Here is a 14,897-nt window from a genome sequence, read left to right as displayed (position 1 = left end):
GATCTTTCCCGGCGTGCTGTCGGCCATGCTGTTTGCCTTCACGCTGTCCTATGACGAGTTCTCGCGCACCCTGTTCGCCTCGGGCCGTGACCTGACGCTGCCGCTCGCCATCTACGGCACCTTCTCCGTGGAAGTGCATCCGAACGTCTTCGCCTTCGGTGTGCTGACCACGCTGTTCTCCTTCGCGCTGCTCGGCACCTATGCCGTGCTGATGGGCATGTCCGTCAGACGCGCCAAGCGCATGGCCATCCAGGAGGAGGCATAACCGAAACAACCGGATATCACCGAAGGGGTGATGCAACAGGCTCGGCTCGTGGCCTTCAGAACCGGTGGGGAACCGCCGTCGACGAGCGATAATGGAGCAACAATGCTCCGGGGAACCTGAAAACTGGAGAACTTGAGATGAAAGACACATCTGATGTCACGCGGCGTTCGCTGCTGAAAACCTCCGCCGGCGCCATGGCGCTCGCCCTGGGCGGCGGCACGCCCTTCCTGTCGTCGCGTGCTGCCTGGGCACAGGGCGCTGACCTCGCCAACCAGCAGCTGCGCACCATCGGCCTGTCGGTAACGGTGCAGGAGCGCATCATCGAGGATTTCAAGAAAGCCTCAGGCGTCGGCACCGCCACCGGCACCGCATCGACCCATCCCGATGCCCAGACCAAGATTCTGTCGGGCTCGACCGACTACGATTGCTGGGAGACCAATGGCGAGCGTCTGCCGGCCGTGGTGATGACCAACAATGTCGCACCGATCCCGACCTCGGCGCTTAAGAACTGGTCGTCCATCCGCGACACCTTCACCAGGCTTGCCCCCAACCTGCCGCGCGAATCCCAGATCGTCGGCCAGATTTGGGCTGATGAAGCCCAGACTCAGCTGAACATGGTGCCAGCCGTCTATAACTACGACTCGATCGGTTACAATCCCGAAATCGTCTCCGACGAGGAAGCCAACAGCTGGACGGCGCTGTTCGACTCGAAATGGAAGGGCAAGTCCGGCCTCAACACCGATCCGCTCACCGCTTTCGGCCAGGCCATCATGGCCATGAACACGCTTGGTCTCTCGGATGTGAAAAAGCCGGCCAACCCCACGCCGGCCGAAATCGACGAGGCGGTCAAGTTCCTGATCTCCAAGAAGAAAGAAGGGCAGTTCCGCGCGCTGTGGGGCGATTTCGGCGAACTGGTCAACATGCTGGCCTCGGGCGAAATGGTGGTCTGCGACGCTTGGCAGCCGGCCGTCATGGCAGTCAAGGCGCAAGGGCGTCGCTGCAAATATGCCGTACCGAAGGAAGGTTATCGCGGCTGGGCCATCGGCCCGGTGCTGCTCGCCAACAGCCCCAACAAGGAAGCGGTCTATGCTTACGCCGATTACTGGCTGTCCGGCCCTCCCGGCATCGCCGTTTCCGAACAAGGCTACTATTCGCCCTCGACCAAGATCAAGGATGTGATGTCACCAGAGAAATATGCCTTCTGGTATGAGGGTAAGCCCTGGGTCGGCGCCGAAGAACGCGGCATCAAGGAAGGCGACCTGCGCGATGGCGGTTCGCTGGAAGAGCGCGCCAAGAACGTCGCCTACTGGCACCAGTGGCCTGATGAATACGACCATCTGGTCCAGAAGTGGGATGAATTCCTGAACGCATAACATTTTGGGTTCCCCCTCGTGCAGATGTTCGGGCCTTCTTCTCCCCGCAGGGCAGAAGAAGGCCGCCAAGCGCTGCGAGGTAGGGCGAGGGGGCCCACTCTAACGCCAATACTGGAGCAAACCACGATGACCCCGGACCTCGAACTGGTCAATGTCGGCAAGGTCTATGACAACGGCACCATGGCCGTCGACGCCTTCAACCTGACCGTCACCAAGGGCGAGTTCATCGCGTTTCTTGGTCCCTCGGGCTGCGGCAAGACCACCACTCTCAGGATGATCGCCGGTTTCGAGAGCATTTCCTCCGGCGACATGATGATCAAGGGCGTGCGCATGAACGATGTGCCGCCGCAACGCCGGCCGACCTCGATGATCTTCCAGAGTTACGCGCTGTTCCCGCATATGACCGTGCGCCGCAATATCGGCTACGGCCTGGAGGTCAAGGGCCTCACACAGCGCGAACGCGACGCCAAGGTCGATCGCATCCTCGCCACGCTCGGGCTCGAGGATATCGCCAACCGCAAGACCGACAAGCTCTCCGGCGGCCAGCGTCAGCGCATCGCGCTGGCCCGCGGCCTGGTGGTCGAACCCGATATCCTTCTGCTGGACGAGCCGCTCGGGGCGCTCGACGCGAATCTGCGCAAGGCGATCCAGAACGAACTCAAGCTCTTGCAGAAGACGCTGGGCGTGACCTTCGTCTTCGTCACCCACGCGCAATCCGAGGCGCTGGCGCTGTCGGACAGGATCGTCGTGATGAACCAGGGTCGGGTCGAACAGATCAGCCCGCCGCACCAGCTCTATACCCGCCCCAACACGCCTTTCGTGGCCCATTTCATCGGCCGCAACACGATTTTCCAGGGCGAGGTTAAGGGCACGGACGGCAAGACGGCTACGATCACGACGCCGGCCGGTGTCCTGTCGGGCAGGGCGAATGCGCCGATCGCCGAAAAGAGCAAGGTCAATCTGGTAATTCCCGCCGAGGCGATCAAACTATATGCGGCCCAGACTGCCCAGCGCGAGCGGATTTCCGCCGATTTCGGCGGCAACCTCATCGACGCCAAAATCACTCGCTTCGATATCGTCGGCCATGTCTCGCAGATCAGCGCAGCCCTGCCGGACGGCCGCAGCGTGGCGCTGGAGGCTCATATCGACAAATACCGTCCCGATGCCTTCCCGCCCGGCACCGGCATCATCATGTCCTGGAAACCGGCGGAAGCAACGGTCATTCCCGCGCATTGACCGGCGGCACCCGCAACGACAAGCTCAAGAGCAACCAAGGAGAACAGCCATGTGCAACGCCTGTTACGTCGATGAAGCGACCAAGAACAAGATCATCGCCTACAATGCCGAATTCCACAAATGCACCAAGAGCCCCTATGGCAAGGATGACGAGATCGGCATGTTGCATATGATCGATGCCCAGTCGCGCTCGTCGATCATCAGTTGCACCGATGCCAGCAAGGTGTTCGATCTCTCCGTCGATCATTTCATCGGCATGCCGGGCTGGTTCGGCGCTGGCGACCAGCCCTACCAGATCTGGATGACGCATACGCCGCAGGGCGAGATCGTGGCCAACACCATGAATGCGTCGCCGGAGGCCAACCAGCTGGTCGCCTATTCCGGCGATGCGATCTCGATGTATACCCATTGCGGCACCCACATCGATACGTTCAACCACTTCGGCTACGATGGCGAGATCTTCAACGGTTTTACCGCCAAGGACCATCTCGGCAGCCGCGTCTGGCAGAAATGCGGCCCGGAAAAGCATCCGCCGATCCTCGCCCGCGGCGTGCTGCTCGACGTTGCCGCCATGCATGGCGTCGACACGCTGCCGGCGAGCCATGCGATCGGCAAGGCCGATATCGAGGCCTGCCTGAAGAAGCAGGGCACAGTGCTGAAACCGGGCGACGTCGTGCTGCTGCGCACCGGCCAGATGCTGCTGTGGCCGGATATGTCTTTCACCAAGAACACGCCGGGCCTGAACCGCGAGGGCGCGGAATATCTCGCCAAGAATGGCGCGATCATGATCGGCGCCGACAATCTGACGCTGGAACAGACGCCGTCGGCGCATGCCCTTAATTTCTTCCCAGTCCATACCTATCTGCTGGCCGAAGCTGGCGTACCGATCCTGGAAATGGCGCAGCTGGAAGAAATCGCGGCGGAAAAGCTTTATGAGTTCGCCTTTTTCGGCGCCTGCATCAAGCTGCGCGGCGCCACTGGCGCGCCGATGCGCCCCGTCGTGATGCCGTTGAATTGACCCCTCACTCGCCCGCTGGCTGCCGCGCTCACGGGAGCGCGGCAGCGCCGGATTGTGCCCCATGAACATGATCGGCGCCCTCGTTTCAGCCCCGTCGGCACAACTTGACCTGGCGCGGCTGATGCAACGTCTGGCCGAAAGGGGCTTTCGCGGCGACATCGATGCCGACCGGGCGTCCCACCACGCCGCATCGACTGACAACAGCATCTATCAGACCACCCCGGATGTCGTCATCGCGCCGCGGGATGCCGAGGATCTGCGCTGCGTCACGCGGGTGCTCGGCGAGCCGACTTTCCGTGCCCTGGCGATCACCGCCCGCGGCGGCGGCACCAACGGCCAATCGCTCAATCGCAGCGTGGCGATCGATTTTCGCCGACACATGCATCAGGTCCTCGCCCTTGATCTAGAAGCCGGGTCTCGCGGTCCTGGACCAGTCGCACACCTTCCCGCAGGACTTCGCTTTTCGAACCATAGCGACCTGTATCGACGAGTTGCCGGATATAGCTTTCGAGCTGGTTTCCCAGATCGGCGCTGATCATCTTGCTCTCCATAGGATGTGATGAAGGACACCGCACGAAAAAGGGCAGCGAAGATAATCGCTACGACGCCCCTCGCACGTAACTATAGACATGCCTTGATCTTCCGGCGGTCTCCGGGGTCACCCATCCGCTCCAAATTTGAGGATCAGGCAAGGATCGTCTTTGCGATTTCCGCCGCCGCCTCGATATGGGCACGGCAGGCCGCCGCAGCTGCATCTGGATTATTGGCATCGATCGCCGTGAAAATTTTCCTGATCTGCGAAGGCCCTGATGCCATGCGGTTCGATGTCGAGAGGGTCATTACACGCAGGCGCGAGATGCGGCTGTTCAGTCGGCTGACGATTTCCCAGGCGATATTGTTACCGCCGGCTTCGAAGACGATCTTGTAGAACTCCGTCGTCGCGTCCAGCACGCCGACCGGTGAGTTCTGTCTGGATGTGCGTTCTAATTCGCTCATCGCCTTGCGAAGCGCGGCTTTAATCTCGGGTCCGGCGACTTTCGCGCAATCTGCAACAGCGGTCGATTCCAGCGCGGCGCGAATCTCGTAAATCTGACGTGCATCATCCCAGTCAAGGGTCGCGACGATCGGCCCTTGTTTCGCCAGCATCTCGACGAGACCCTCCGCTTCGAGGTGGCGGATAACCTCGCGGATGACGGACCGCGAAACGCCGAGTTGTTCGCACAGCGTTCGCTCTACAAGACGTTCGCCTGGCTGGAACAGGCCGCCGATAATGGCGCGGCGCATGCGATCGAGCGCGATCTCCCGAAGCGTCGCGGGCGGTGTTTCAATGCGGAGGGCGGCAAGGTTTTCGGCGTTATCTTTCATCAGCACAGTCATAGCGCCAAAAAAGGTTTCAGACAATGGCTTGACACGTTGTCTGATGGTATACCAAGATGTAGGCGGATGAATGACAGAAGGATGCCTCGGTGATGCTGGTCCGGAAAACGCTGCTGCATGTGGAAACGACCTTCGTGGAAGGCGGCAGAGAGGCGGCCAAGCCGCTGAAGCTCATTGCCGCGATGGCTGTCGTGAAAAACCCTTGGGCTGGCCGCGGTTTCGTGGAGGACCTGAAGCCGGAGATCCATGCCGTAGCACCCGTCATCGGCGAACTCCTGACTGGGATGATCATCGACGAAGCCGGCTCCGGCGAGGCTGTCGAGGCTTATGGCAAGTCAGCTGTCGTCGGTCTCGAGGGCGAAATCGAACACGCCTCGGCTCTCATTCACACGCTTCGCTTCGGCAATCACTATCGCGGCGCCGTCGGTGCAAAGTCCTATCTTGCCTTCTGCAACACACGCGGTCCGGCGAATGCGCCGATCATGATCCCGCTGATGGACAAGAATGACGAAGGTCGCCGTTCGCATTATCTCACCATTCAATGCGCGATCCCGGATGCGCCTGCCGCGGACGAGATCGTCATCGCGCTTGGTGCCTCCATCGGCGGCCGTCCGCATCACCGCATCGGCGACCGGTACCAGGACCTCAAGGAGCTGGGCCACGATGTTGCAAACCCTGCCGCGGTCTAAGACGCCTTCTGGCGCAGCCTACCTGGAACGGGGCAAGGGTGATGAAACCCTCGTTCTCATCCACGGTGTCGGCATGCGCATCGAGGCCTGGCAGCCGCAGATCGACCGGCTGGCGAACGACCTTCGCGTGATCGCGGTCGACCTCCCCGCCCACGGCTGTTCGGACGCGCTGGAGGGTGCTCCTGGATTGCCCAGCTACGTCGAATGGTTTCGACGTTTCCTGGAGGAAATGGAACTGGGGCAGGTGAATGTCGCGGGGCACTCGATGGGCGCGCTGATTGCAGGCGGTATAGTTGCGACAGCCCCCGAGCAGGTGCGGCGCGTGGCGTTGCTGAATAGTGTGCACCGTCGCGGGCTCGACGCGCGCAATGCGGTGGAGGCGCGGGCAAGGGAAATCCGCTCGGGCGAGTTCGACCGGGTGGCGCCACTCGCGCGCTGGTTTGCCGAGGACGAAGAGCGAACGAAAGCCTATGCTCTGGTGCGAGACCTGCTGCAGGCCGTCGATCCTGCCGGCTACGCCGCGGCTTATTCCGCCTTCGCCAGCGGAGATTCCATCTATGCGGATTGCTGGGGCGAGGTCGAGTGTCCGGCTTTGTTCCTGACCGGAGATGGGGATCTGAATTCGACGGCCGACATGGCGCGGGACATGGCCGCCGCCGCCCGACGAGGACGAGCCGTGGTGATCGAGGGGCACCGTCACATGGTGAACCTGACAGCGCCTGACGAGGTGAACCGGGCCCTTGTCGAGTGGTTGGCCGCACGTTGAAACATCCGGTCCTGTAAACAGGGAGAAGAGCATGACATCAGATGCGAGAGCCCTGCGCGACGCCTTCGGTGCGTTTCTGACTGGGGTCACCGTCGTGACGGCCGTCGATGATACAGGTTCGCCGATTGGTTTCACCGCCAATAGTTTCACGAGCGTTTCGCTCGATCCGCCGCTGCTGCTTGTGTGTCTTGCCAAGACCTCCCGCAATTATGCGGCGCTTACCGGCGCCAAGGGCTTTGGCGTCAACATTCTGTCCGAAGGGCAAAAGGATGTCTCCAATGCGTTCGCGCGCCCTGTCGAGGATCGCTTCGCGGCGGTCCAATGGCAGAGGGGCCCTTTTGGATCACCTGTCTTTGCAGGCGTTGCCGCGTGGTTCGATTGCGCGATGCATGCGGTCGTCGACGCCGGCGATCATGTCATTCTTCTCGGCCGGGTCGAAGCGTTCGACAACAGCGGCAAGACCGGTCTCGGTTATGCCCGCGGTGGCTACTTCACGCCCGCGCTCGCCGAAAAGAGCCTGCTCGCTTCGGCCGAATGCCTGTTTCTGGGGGCAGTCGCCGTACGGAACGGCGAAATCCTGCTGGTCGAGGACGGTAAGGGAGGCTGGACGCTCCCCTTCGTCGAAAAGGCCGAGGGGGATGGAATGGAAGTCCTTGAGCGGCATGTCGCGGAGACGGCAGGGCTGACGCTCACGACCGGGCTTCTCTACTCCGTCTACGAGGACACTCAGACGGGCAGGCAGCATGTCGTGTACCGCGCAGAACTGGGTCAGGGTGCGATAAGAAATGGCCGGTTCTTTCCCATCCAGGCTCCACCGGTGGCTGAGATCGCCGATAGCGCCGTGCGCGACATCGTCAAGCGCTACGGGGCGGAAAGCACGCTCGGCAATTTCGGTGTCTATTTCGGAAATCAGGAAAAGGGCCGGGTGCACGCCGTGGCCGCAAAGGGGTAAGCCATGAAATTCTCCCTGTTCGTTCACATGGAACGGCTGGATGCCAGCCAGAACCATCAGGCGCTCTACGAGGAGTTCATTGCGCTTTGCGAGATCGCGGACAAGGGCGGCATGCATGCCATCTGGACCGGCGAGCACCATGGCATGGATTTCACCATCGCGCCGAACCCCTTCGTCAACATTGCCGACCTCGCCCGCCGCACCAAGAATGTGCGTCTCGGCACGGGTACGGTGATCGCGCCGTTCTGGCACCCGATCAAGCTTGCCGGCGAGGCGGCGATGACCGACATCATCACCGGCGGTCGCCTCGACATCGGCATTGCGCGCGGTGCCTACAGCTTCGAATACGAGCGCCTGCTGCCTGGCCTCGACCCCTGGGGTGCGGGCTTGAGGATGCGCGAACTGATCCCCGCCGTGAAGGGGCTCTGGACCGGCGACTACGCTCATGAGGGCGAGTTCTGGAAATTCCCGAAGACCACCTCCGCGCCGAAGCCGGTGCAACAGCCGCATCCGCCGATCTGGGTCGCCGCCCGCGATCCGAACAGCCATGAATTCGCTGTCGCCAACGGCTGCAATGTGCAGTGCACGCCGCTCGCCAATGGCGAAGCCGAAATCGCCAGCCTCATGGAGCGGTTCGACGCGGCCTGTGAAAAGGCAACCGGCATTGCCCGGCCGAAGATCATGCTGCTGCTGCATACCTATGTCGGCTCGGACGAGGCCGATATCGCGCAGGCCGCCAAGGAAGTGAGCGCCTACTACAATTATTTCTTCGCCTGGTTCAAGAACGAGCGGCCGATCGAGCAAGGTCTCATCAAGCGTCTGAACGAGGAAGAACTCGCCGCCAATCCGAACCTTTCGCCGCAGAAGATGCGCGAGAACATGCCAATCGGCACGGCGGACGACGTGATCAAGCGGCTGAAGGTCTACGAAGACCTCGGCTATGACGAATATTCGTTCTGGATCGACACGGGCATGAGCTTCGAGCGTAAGAAGGCGTCGCTCGAGCGCTTCATCGCCGATGTCATGCCGGCGTTCCGGTGAGGCGGCCATGCAGAGCTTTCAGCAATATATCGATGGAGCTTTTGAAGATGGTGCGGGGCGGTTCGACTCGATCGACCCCGCGACGGGTACCGTCTGGGCCGCGATGCCCGAAGCTCGCGAAGACGATGTCGACCGCGCCGTAAAAGCCGCGCAGCGCGCACTGTGGATCGGTGCCTGGCCGGCCATGACGCCGACGGCCCGCGGTAAGCTCCTCTACAAACTGGCCGATCTCGTGCAGGCCAATGCGCAGAAGCTAGCCGAACTCGAGACCCGCGACACCGGCAAGATCATACGCGAGACGTCCGCGCAGATCGCCTATGTCGCGGATTACTATCGCTATTATGCGGGGCTCGCGGACAAGATCGAGGGCGCCACGCTTGCCATCGACAAGGCGGACATGGATGTCTGGACGCGGCGCGAGCCGATCGGCGTCGTGGCCGCGGTCGTGCCGTGGAACAGCCAGCTCTTCCTGTCCGCCGTCAAGGTCGGCCCGGCGCTGGCCGCCGGGTGCACGCTGGTCGTCAAGGCGTCGGAAGACGGTCCCGCACCGCTTCTCGAGTTCGCGCGCCTCGTGCACGAGGCGGGCTTCCCGGCAGGTGTCGTCAATATCCTGACGGGCTTCGGCGCGACCTGCGGCAGTGCGCTGACCCGTCATCCCGGTGTCGACCATATCGCCTTTACCGGCGGTCCGGGAACGGCGGCAGCCGTTGTGCGCAATTCAGCGGAAAACCTTGCGACCACTTCGCTGGAGCTCGGCGGCAAGTCACCCTTCATCGTGTTTGCCGATTGCGATCTGGAAAGTGCTGCCAACGCGCAGGTCGCCGGGATTTTCGCCGCGACGGGGCAGAGTTGCGTGGCAGGCTCGCGCCTGATCGTCGAGGCGTCAGTGAAGGACCGGTTCCTCGCCATCCTGAAGGCGAAGGCAGAGGCCATCCGCATCGGTTCGCCGCTCGATATGGCAACGGAAGTCGGCCCGCTCTGCACCAGGCGGCAGCGGGATCATATCGAGACCGTCGTGGCCACCTCGCTTGCGGCTGGTGCGAAGCTCGTTACAGGAGGCAGGTCAGGCGAGGGGGGCGGATTCTATTACACGCCCACCATTCTCGATTGCGACGGCGTTTCCGCCGCCTCGTTGGAGACCGAGCTATTCGGGCCGGTGCTGTCCGTCCTCTCCTTCACGACGGAAGAGGAGGCGGTGCAGCTTGCCAATGCAACGCCTTACGGGCTTGCCTCGGGCGTCTTCACACGCGACCTCGCGCGTGCCCACCGCATGATCAAGCGCATCCGCGCCGGCATCGTCTGGGTCAACACCTATCGTGCGGTGTCGCCCATCGCGCCTTTCGGGGGATACGGCCAGTCGGGGCAGGGGCGTGAGGGCGGGCTTGCTGCGGCACTCGACTACACAAAGACGAAGACCGTGTGGCTACGGACGTCGGACGATCCGATCCCCGATCCCTTTGTGATGCGGTGACGGCCATGTTCGTCGAGATCCGCACCTACAGACTGAAGAACGGCGGCATTCCCGAATATCTCAAGGTGGTCGGCGAAACCGGCATCGCGATCCAGAAGAGGCACCTCGGCAATCTCGTCGGCTACTTCGCCTCAGAGATCGGGCCGATCAACGAGATCGTCCACATCTGGAGCTTTGCAAGCCTCGACGATCGGCAAGCCCGTCGCGCGCGCCTTGCCGCCGACCCGGACTGGCAGGCGTTCCTGCCGAAGATTCGCGACCTCATCGTCACCGCGGACAACAAGATCATGACGCCGGCGGCTTTTTCGTCGATCGGCGGAACGACGCAAGCCTGAACAGTTACAAACAACAAGGAAAAGGGAACATGAAATACAAGATTGCTATAGCGCTCCTCTCGGCTTCTTTCTGTTTCTCGAACAGCGTGGCCGCGCAGGACATGGTCTTCACCAGCTGGGGCGGCACCACACAGGACGCACAGAAGACCTATTGGGCGGATCCCTTCACGGCGGAAAGCAAAGTCGCCGTCACGCAGGACGGCCCGACGGACTACGGCAAGATCAAAGCCATGGTCGAAGCCGGCAACGTGACCTGGGACGTCGTCGACGTCGAGGGTGACTATGCCGTGCAGGCCGGCAATGCCGGGCTGCTTGAAAAGCTCGATTTCTCCGTCATCGACAAGAGCAAGCTCGATCCCCGCTTCGTTACCGACTATTCGGTCGGCAGCTTCTATTATTCCTTCGTGATCGGTTGCAACAAGGACGCCGTCGAAGCCTGCCCGCAGACCTGGGCGGACCTGTTCGACACCCAGAAATTCCCAGGCAAGCGCGCCTTCTACAAGTGGTCCGCGCCGGGTGTCGTGGAGGCGGCGCTGCTTGCCGACGGCGTGCCGGCCGACAAGCTCTATCCGCTCGATCTCGACCGCGCGTTCAAGAAGCTCGACACGATCAAGGCTGACATCGTCTGGTGGGATAGCGGCGCCCAGTCGCAGCAGCTTCTCGCGTCCGCCGAAGCGCCGTTCGGCTCGTTCTGGAACGGCCGCCTGACGGCACTCGCCGAAACGGGCGTCACCGTCGAAACATCATGGACGAACAACATCACCGCCGCCGACTCCCTCGTTGTGCCGAAGGGCGCGAAGAACAAGGACGCGGCGATGAAGTTCATCGCGCAGGCGACGAGCGACGCCGCCCAGGCCCAGTTCGCCACGGCGACCGGTTACGCGCCTGTGAACCTCGATTCGAACACGCTCATGGATGCCGAACTGCGCAAGTCGCTGCCCGACATGCAGGCCGACACCCAGGTCAACGCCGACATGACCTATTGGGCGGAGCATCGCGACGAGATCGGCACGCGCTGGTACGCCTGGCAGGCGAAGTAACGCAGCCTCCCAAGACGACGGCGGGCCGGCGTCTGCCGGTCCGCCTCTCGACACACTGGATGATCGACCATGTCTGATACGGTAGCGACGGGCGCCGTCAAAACAAAGCGCGAGAGCACGCTCGGCTATCTCCTGCCGGCCTTGTTGCTCATTGCCTTCTTCTTCATCGTGCCGGTGCTGATGCTGCTGATGCGCAGTGTGCTGGAACCGGAAGTCGGCCTGCAGAACTACGAGGCCCTGCTGGGGTCGACGACCTATTTGCGTGTCTTCCTGAACACCTTCATGGTCGCCAGCATCGTCACGCTCGTGTCGATCGTCATCGGTTATCCCGTCGCCTGGCTGCTCGCCATCATGCCGGAACGGTGGTCGCGCATCGTACTGGCGATCATCGTTCTTTCGATGTGGACGAACCTGCTTGCACGCACCTATGCCTGGATGGTGTTGCTCCAGCGCACCGGCGTCATCAACAAGACGTTGATGGGGCTCGGCCTGATCGATACGCCCTTGGCGCTGGTCAACAATCTCGTCGGTGTCACCATCGGCATGACCTATATCATGCTGCCCTTCGTCATCCTGCCGCTGATGGGCGTCATCCGCACTATCGATCCCGCCATTCTGCGCGCTGCTGCCCTCTGTGGAGCCGGCAAGATGCAGTGTTTCCTGCGCGTGCTGCTGCCACTGTCGCTGCCCGGCATCGCCGCCGGTGCCCTGATGGTCTTCGTCATGTCGCTCGGCTACTTCGTTACGCCCGCGCTGTTGGGCGGGACGTCGAACATGATGCTCGCCGAACTCGTCGCGCAGTTCGTCCAGTCGCTGGTGGACTGGGGCATGGGAGGCGCTGCGGCCCTGGTGCTGCTCGTCGTCACGCTCGTGCTCTATGCCGTCCAGCTTCGTTACTTCAATCCAGCACGGGGGAAGTAATCGTGTTGCTCGACTTCGACAAACTCGGCGGTCTCAAGACCTTTCTTGTCGCTCTCGTGGTGCTGGTCAGTCTCTTTCTCATCCTGCCGATCGTCTTCATCGCGGCGCTATCGTTCGGCTCCTCGCAATGGCTGATCTTTCCGCCGCCGTCCTGGACGTTCAAGTGGTATCAGGATCTCTTCGTCGATCCGCGTTGGCTCTATTCGGCGCTGACCAGCCTGAAGATCGCGGCGATCGTCACCGTGCTTTCAGTGGTGATCGGCTTCCTCGCCGCACTCGGTCTCGACCGCGGCCGCTTCGCCGGCCGGGATTTCCTGCGCGCCCTGTTCCTGACGCCGATGATCCTGCCCGTCGTCGTTCTCGCCGTCGCTCTCTATGCCTTGTTTCTGAAACTCGGCCTTGCCGGTACGACCATCGCCTTCGTCATCGCGCATCTTCTGATCGCGCTGCCCTTTTCGATCATCTCGATCGGTAACGCGCTCGCGGGCTTCGACCGCTCGATCGAGGATGCGGCCATCCTGTGTGGTGCAAATCCCTGGGAAGCGCGGTTGCGTGTCACGGTCCCGGCCATCCGCCACGGCATCTTCGGGGCTGCCATCTTCTCCTTCCTCGCCTCCTGGGACGAGGTGGTGCTGGCGATCTTCATGGCGAGCCCGACATTGCAGACCCTGCCCGTAAAAATCTGGACGACGCTACGGCAGGACCTGACGCCTGTCATCGCCGCCGCCTCCACACTGCTCATCGCCTTCACGATCCTTCTGATGATCGTCGCGGCGCTCTTCCGCAAGGGACGCAAAGCATGACCCAGCCCTTCCTCAGCATCCGCGGCATCCGCAAGTCCTACGGCGCGGTGACCGCCGTGAAGAATGTCAGCATGGATATCGCTGAAGGCGAGTTCATGACCTTTCTTGGCCCATCCGGCTCCGGCAAGTCGACGACCCTTTATATCCTCGCCGGCTTCCAGGATCCGTCGGGCGGCGACATTCTGCTGAGAGGCCAAAGCCTGCTGTCGACGCCGTCGCACAAACGCAATATCGGCATGGTGTTCCAGCGCTACACGCTCTTCCCGCATCTTTCCGTGGGCGAAAATGTCGCCTTCCCGCTGCGCATCCGCCGCCGCCCGCAGGCGGAGATCGCCGAACGCGTCAAGGCCGCGCTGAAGCTCGTACGTCTGGAAGGCTTTGAGGATCGCATGCCGGCGCTGATGTCCGGCGGCCAGCAGCAGCGCGTGGCGCTCGCTCGCGCGCTCGTCTACAATCCGCCGGTGCTCCTGATGGACGAGCCGCTCTCGGCGCTCGACAAGAAGCTGCGTGAGGAAATCCAGTTCGAGATCCGTCGCATCCATCACGAGACCGGCGTGACCATTCTCTATGTAACGCACGACCAGGAGGAGGCCTTGCGTCTCTCCGACCGCATCGCCGTGTTCAGCCAGGGGGAGATCGACCAGATCGGGACAGGGCCGGAACTCTATTCCAATCCGGCGACCCGCTTTGTGGCCGGGTTCATCGGCGATAGCAATTTTCTCGAAGCGACCGTCGTTGAAAGCAATGCCGGCAAGGCCAGGCTTTCGCTCGGCGATGGCGTCATGGTGGAAGGCGTGCCGTTGCACGGGGGGTCGGCAGCGAACGGCAAGGCATCGTTGATGCTGCGCCCGGAACGGCTCTCGTTGTCGCGCGCCTCTGTTCCTTCCGGGATAAGCGTGACGGTGCGGGATATCACATTCCTCGGCAACAATGTCGAAGTCAGCACGGCGACACCGGCAGGTGTCGATCTCGCCGTGCGCTTACCGTTCGGGCATGAAGCGATCTTGAGCCTTGCGAGAGGTGAGCAGGCCTGGCTGACCTTCGACACCGCCTCCGCGCACGCCTTCGCCTGACCCGAACATCCCGCTGGGAGCTTGATCCTGGCAGTTTGTCCATGTGCAGCCGACCTACAGCGTAGAATAATCACAGTGTTTTATAAATACTGCGCCGCTAGGCTCGGGACTCGTTAGCGCCAGAAAATGACGGCTGCAGCGATGCAGATGGCCGAGAAAAAGGTGTGGGCGCATCGGTCGTAGCGAGTTGCGATGCGGCGCCAGTCCTTGAGTTTTGCGAACAGGTTCTCGACCTTGTGGCGCTGATGGTAAAAGGGGGTGTCGTAGGCGTATGGGACTTTGCGGCTTCGGCTCGAGGGGATGCACGGCTCGATGTCTCGTGCTTCCAGTTCCTGGCGCAACCAGGCGCTGTCGTAGCCGCGGTCGGCGATCAGATGAGAGGCCGGCGGCAAGGCGTCGAGGACGAGACGGGCGCCTTTGTGGTCGCTCATCTGGCCTTCCGATAGGAGCAGGATGATCGGCCGTCCGTCACCGTCGCAAACGGTGTGGAGCTTCGAGTTCAGCCCACCTTTTGTTCGCCCGATACGACGGGGAACA

16 protein-coding genes and 2 pseudogenes are annotated in these 14,897 nt (G+C 62.0%); 14 read left to right on the top strand and 4 right to left on the bottom strand.

Annotation, left to right across the window (positions count from 1 at the left end):
- From B5M41_RS26265 to B5M41_RS26250, 4 genes and pseudogenes are all read left to right on the top strand, one after another.
- Positions 1–265, top strand: a pseudogene (locus tag B5M41_RS26265) (ABC transporter permease); the annotation flags it as partial.
- A gap of 137 nt (positions 266–402) precedes the next feature.
- Positions 403–1,638, top strand: coding sequence for an ABC transporter substrate-binding protein (locus B5M41_RS26260; protein WP_134652750.1), 1,236 nt, complete (start codon positions 403–405; stop codon positions 1,636–1,638).
- Between the two features lie 126 nt (positions 1,639–1,764).
- Positions 1,765–2,874, top strand: coding sequence for an ABC transporter ATP-binding protein (locus B5M41_RS26255; RefSeq protein ID WP_134652752.1), 1,110 nt, complete (start codon positions 1,765–1,767; stop codon positions 2,872–2,874).
- 49 nt (positions 2,875–2,923) lie between these two features.
- Complete coding sequence (locus tag B5M41_RS26250) at positions 2,924–3,892, top strand: cyclase family protein (protein WP_134652754.1); 969 nt, start codon at positions 2,924–2,926, stop codon at positions 3,890–3,892.
- An 85-nt stretch (positions 3,893–3,977) separates the two neighbouring features.
- Here B5M41_RS26250 and B5M41_RS26245 read toward each other — a convergent pair whose 3' ends face one another.
- From B5M41_RS26245 to B5M41_RS26235, 3 genes and pseudogenes are all read right to left on the bottom strand, one after another.
- On the bottom strand, positions 3,978–4,277 hold the full coding sequence (locus B5M41_RS26245) for a hypothetical protein (protein WP_134652756.1): 300 nt from the start codon (positions 4,275–4,277) through the stop codon (positions 3,978–3,980).
- 22 nt (positions 4,278–4,299) lie between these two features.
- A pseudogene (locus B5M41_RS26240) lies at positions 4,300–4,431 on the bottom strand (type II toxin-antitoxin system ParD family antitoxin); the annotation flags it as partial.
- Between the two features lie 145 nt (positions 4,432–4,576).
- Positions 4,577–5,257, bottom strand: coding sequence for a GntR family transcriptional regulator (locus B5M41_RS26235; RefSeq protein ID WP_134652758.1), 681 nt, complete (start codon positions 5,255–5,257; stop codon positions 4,577–4,579).
- A gap of 104 nt (positions 5,258–5,361) precedes the next feature.
- Here B5M41_RS26235 and B5M41_RS26230 point away from each other — a divergent pair, with 104 nt between their 5' ends.
- From B5M41_RS26230 to B5M41_RS26185, 10 genes are all read left to right on the top strand, one after another.
- Positions 5,362–5,958, top strand: a complete 597-nt coding sequence (locus B5M41_RS26230; RefSeq protein ID WP_134652760.1) for an amino acid synthesis family protein — start codon at positions 5,362–5,364, stop codon at positions 5,956–5,958.
- On the top strand, positions 5,933–6,724 hold the full coding sequence (locus B5M41_RS26225; RefSeq protein ID WP_134652762.1) for an alpha/beta fold hydrolase: 792 nt from the start codon (positions 5,933–5,935) through the stop codon (positions 6,722–6,724). Before B5M41_RS26230 ends, B5M41_RS26225 begins: the two co-directional genes overlap by 26 nt.
- A gap of 31 nt (positions 6,725–6,755) precedes the next feature.
- Entirely contained in the window at positions 6,756–7,676 is a 921-nt protein-coding gene (locus B5M41_RS26220) for a flavin reductase (protein ID WP_167719485.1), read from the top strand.
- 3 nt (positions 7,677–7,679) lie between these two features.
- Positions 7,680–8,717 (top strand): LLM class flavin-dependent oxidoreductase, encoded by a 1,038-nt coding sequence (locus B5M41_RS26215; RefSeq protein WP_134652764.1) that lies wholly within the window; start codon positions 7,680–7,682, stop codon positions 8,715–8,717.
- 7 nt (positions 8,718–8,724) lie between these two features.
- Complete coding sequence (locus B5M41_RS26210) at positions 8,725–10,188, top strand: aldehyde dehydrogenase (protein WP_134652766.1); 1,464 nt, start codon at positions 8,725–8,727, stop codon at positions 10,186–10,188.
- Between the two features lie 5 nt (positions 10,189–10,193).
- A complete protein-coding gene (locus B5M41_RS26205; RefSeq protein ID WP_134652767.1) occupies positions 10,194–10,523 on the top strand; it encodes an NIPSNAP family protein in 330 nt (109 codons plus the stop codon).
- 29 nt (positions 10,524–10,552) lie between these two features.
- Complete coding sequence (locus tag B5M41_RS26200; protein ID WP_134652769.1) at positions 10,553–11,563, top strand: ABC transporter substrate-binding protein; 1,011 nt, start codon at positions 10,553–10,555, stop codon at positions 11,561–11,563.
- Between the two features lie 69 nt (positions 11,564–11,632).
- Complete coding sequence (locus B5M41_RS26195; protein ID WP_134652771.1) at positions 11,633–12,484, top strand: ABC transporter permease; 852 nt, start codon at positions 11,633–11,635, stop codon at positions 12,482–12,484.
- A 2-nt stretch (positions 12,485–12,486) separates the two neighbouring features.
- Positions 12,487–13,287 (top strand): ABC transporter permease, encoded by an 801-nt coding sequence (locus B5M41_RS26190; RefSeq protein ID WP_134652773.1) that lies wholly within the window; start codon positions 12,487–12,489, stop codon positions 13,285–13,287.
- Positions 13,284–14,360: an ABC transporter ATP-binding protein gene (locus tag B5M41_RS26185; protein ID WP_134652775.1), complete on the top strand. Its 1,077-nt coding sequence runs from the start codon at positions 13,284–13,286 to the stop codon at positions 14,358–14,360. Before B5M41_RS26190 ends, B5M41_RS26185 begins: the two co-directional genes overlap by 4 nt.
- 113 nt (positions 14,361–14,473) lie before the next feature.
- Here B5M41_RS26185 and B5M41_RS26180 read toward each other — a convergent pair.
- Positions 14,474–14,897 (bottom strand): IS5 family transposase (locus tag B5M41_RS26180; RefSeq protein ID WP_230640375.1); only part of this gene is annotated, 424 nt, incomplete at its 5' end.

Origin of the sequence: Shinella sumterensis (assembly GCF_004514425.2) — a bacterium.
Lineage (GTDB): Bacteria > Pseudomonadota > Alphaproteobacteria > Rhizobiales > Rhizobiaceae > Shinella > Shinella sumterensis.
Note: the sequence above shows the minus strand (reverse complement) of the source record. Positions and strands in the feature narration are given on the sequence as shown.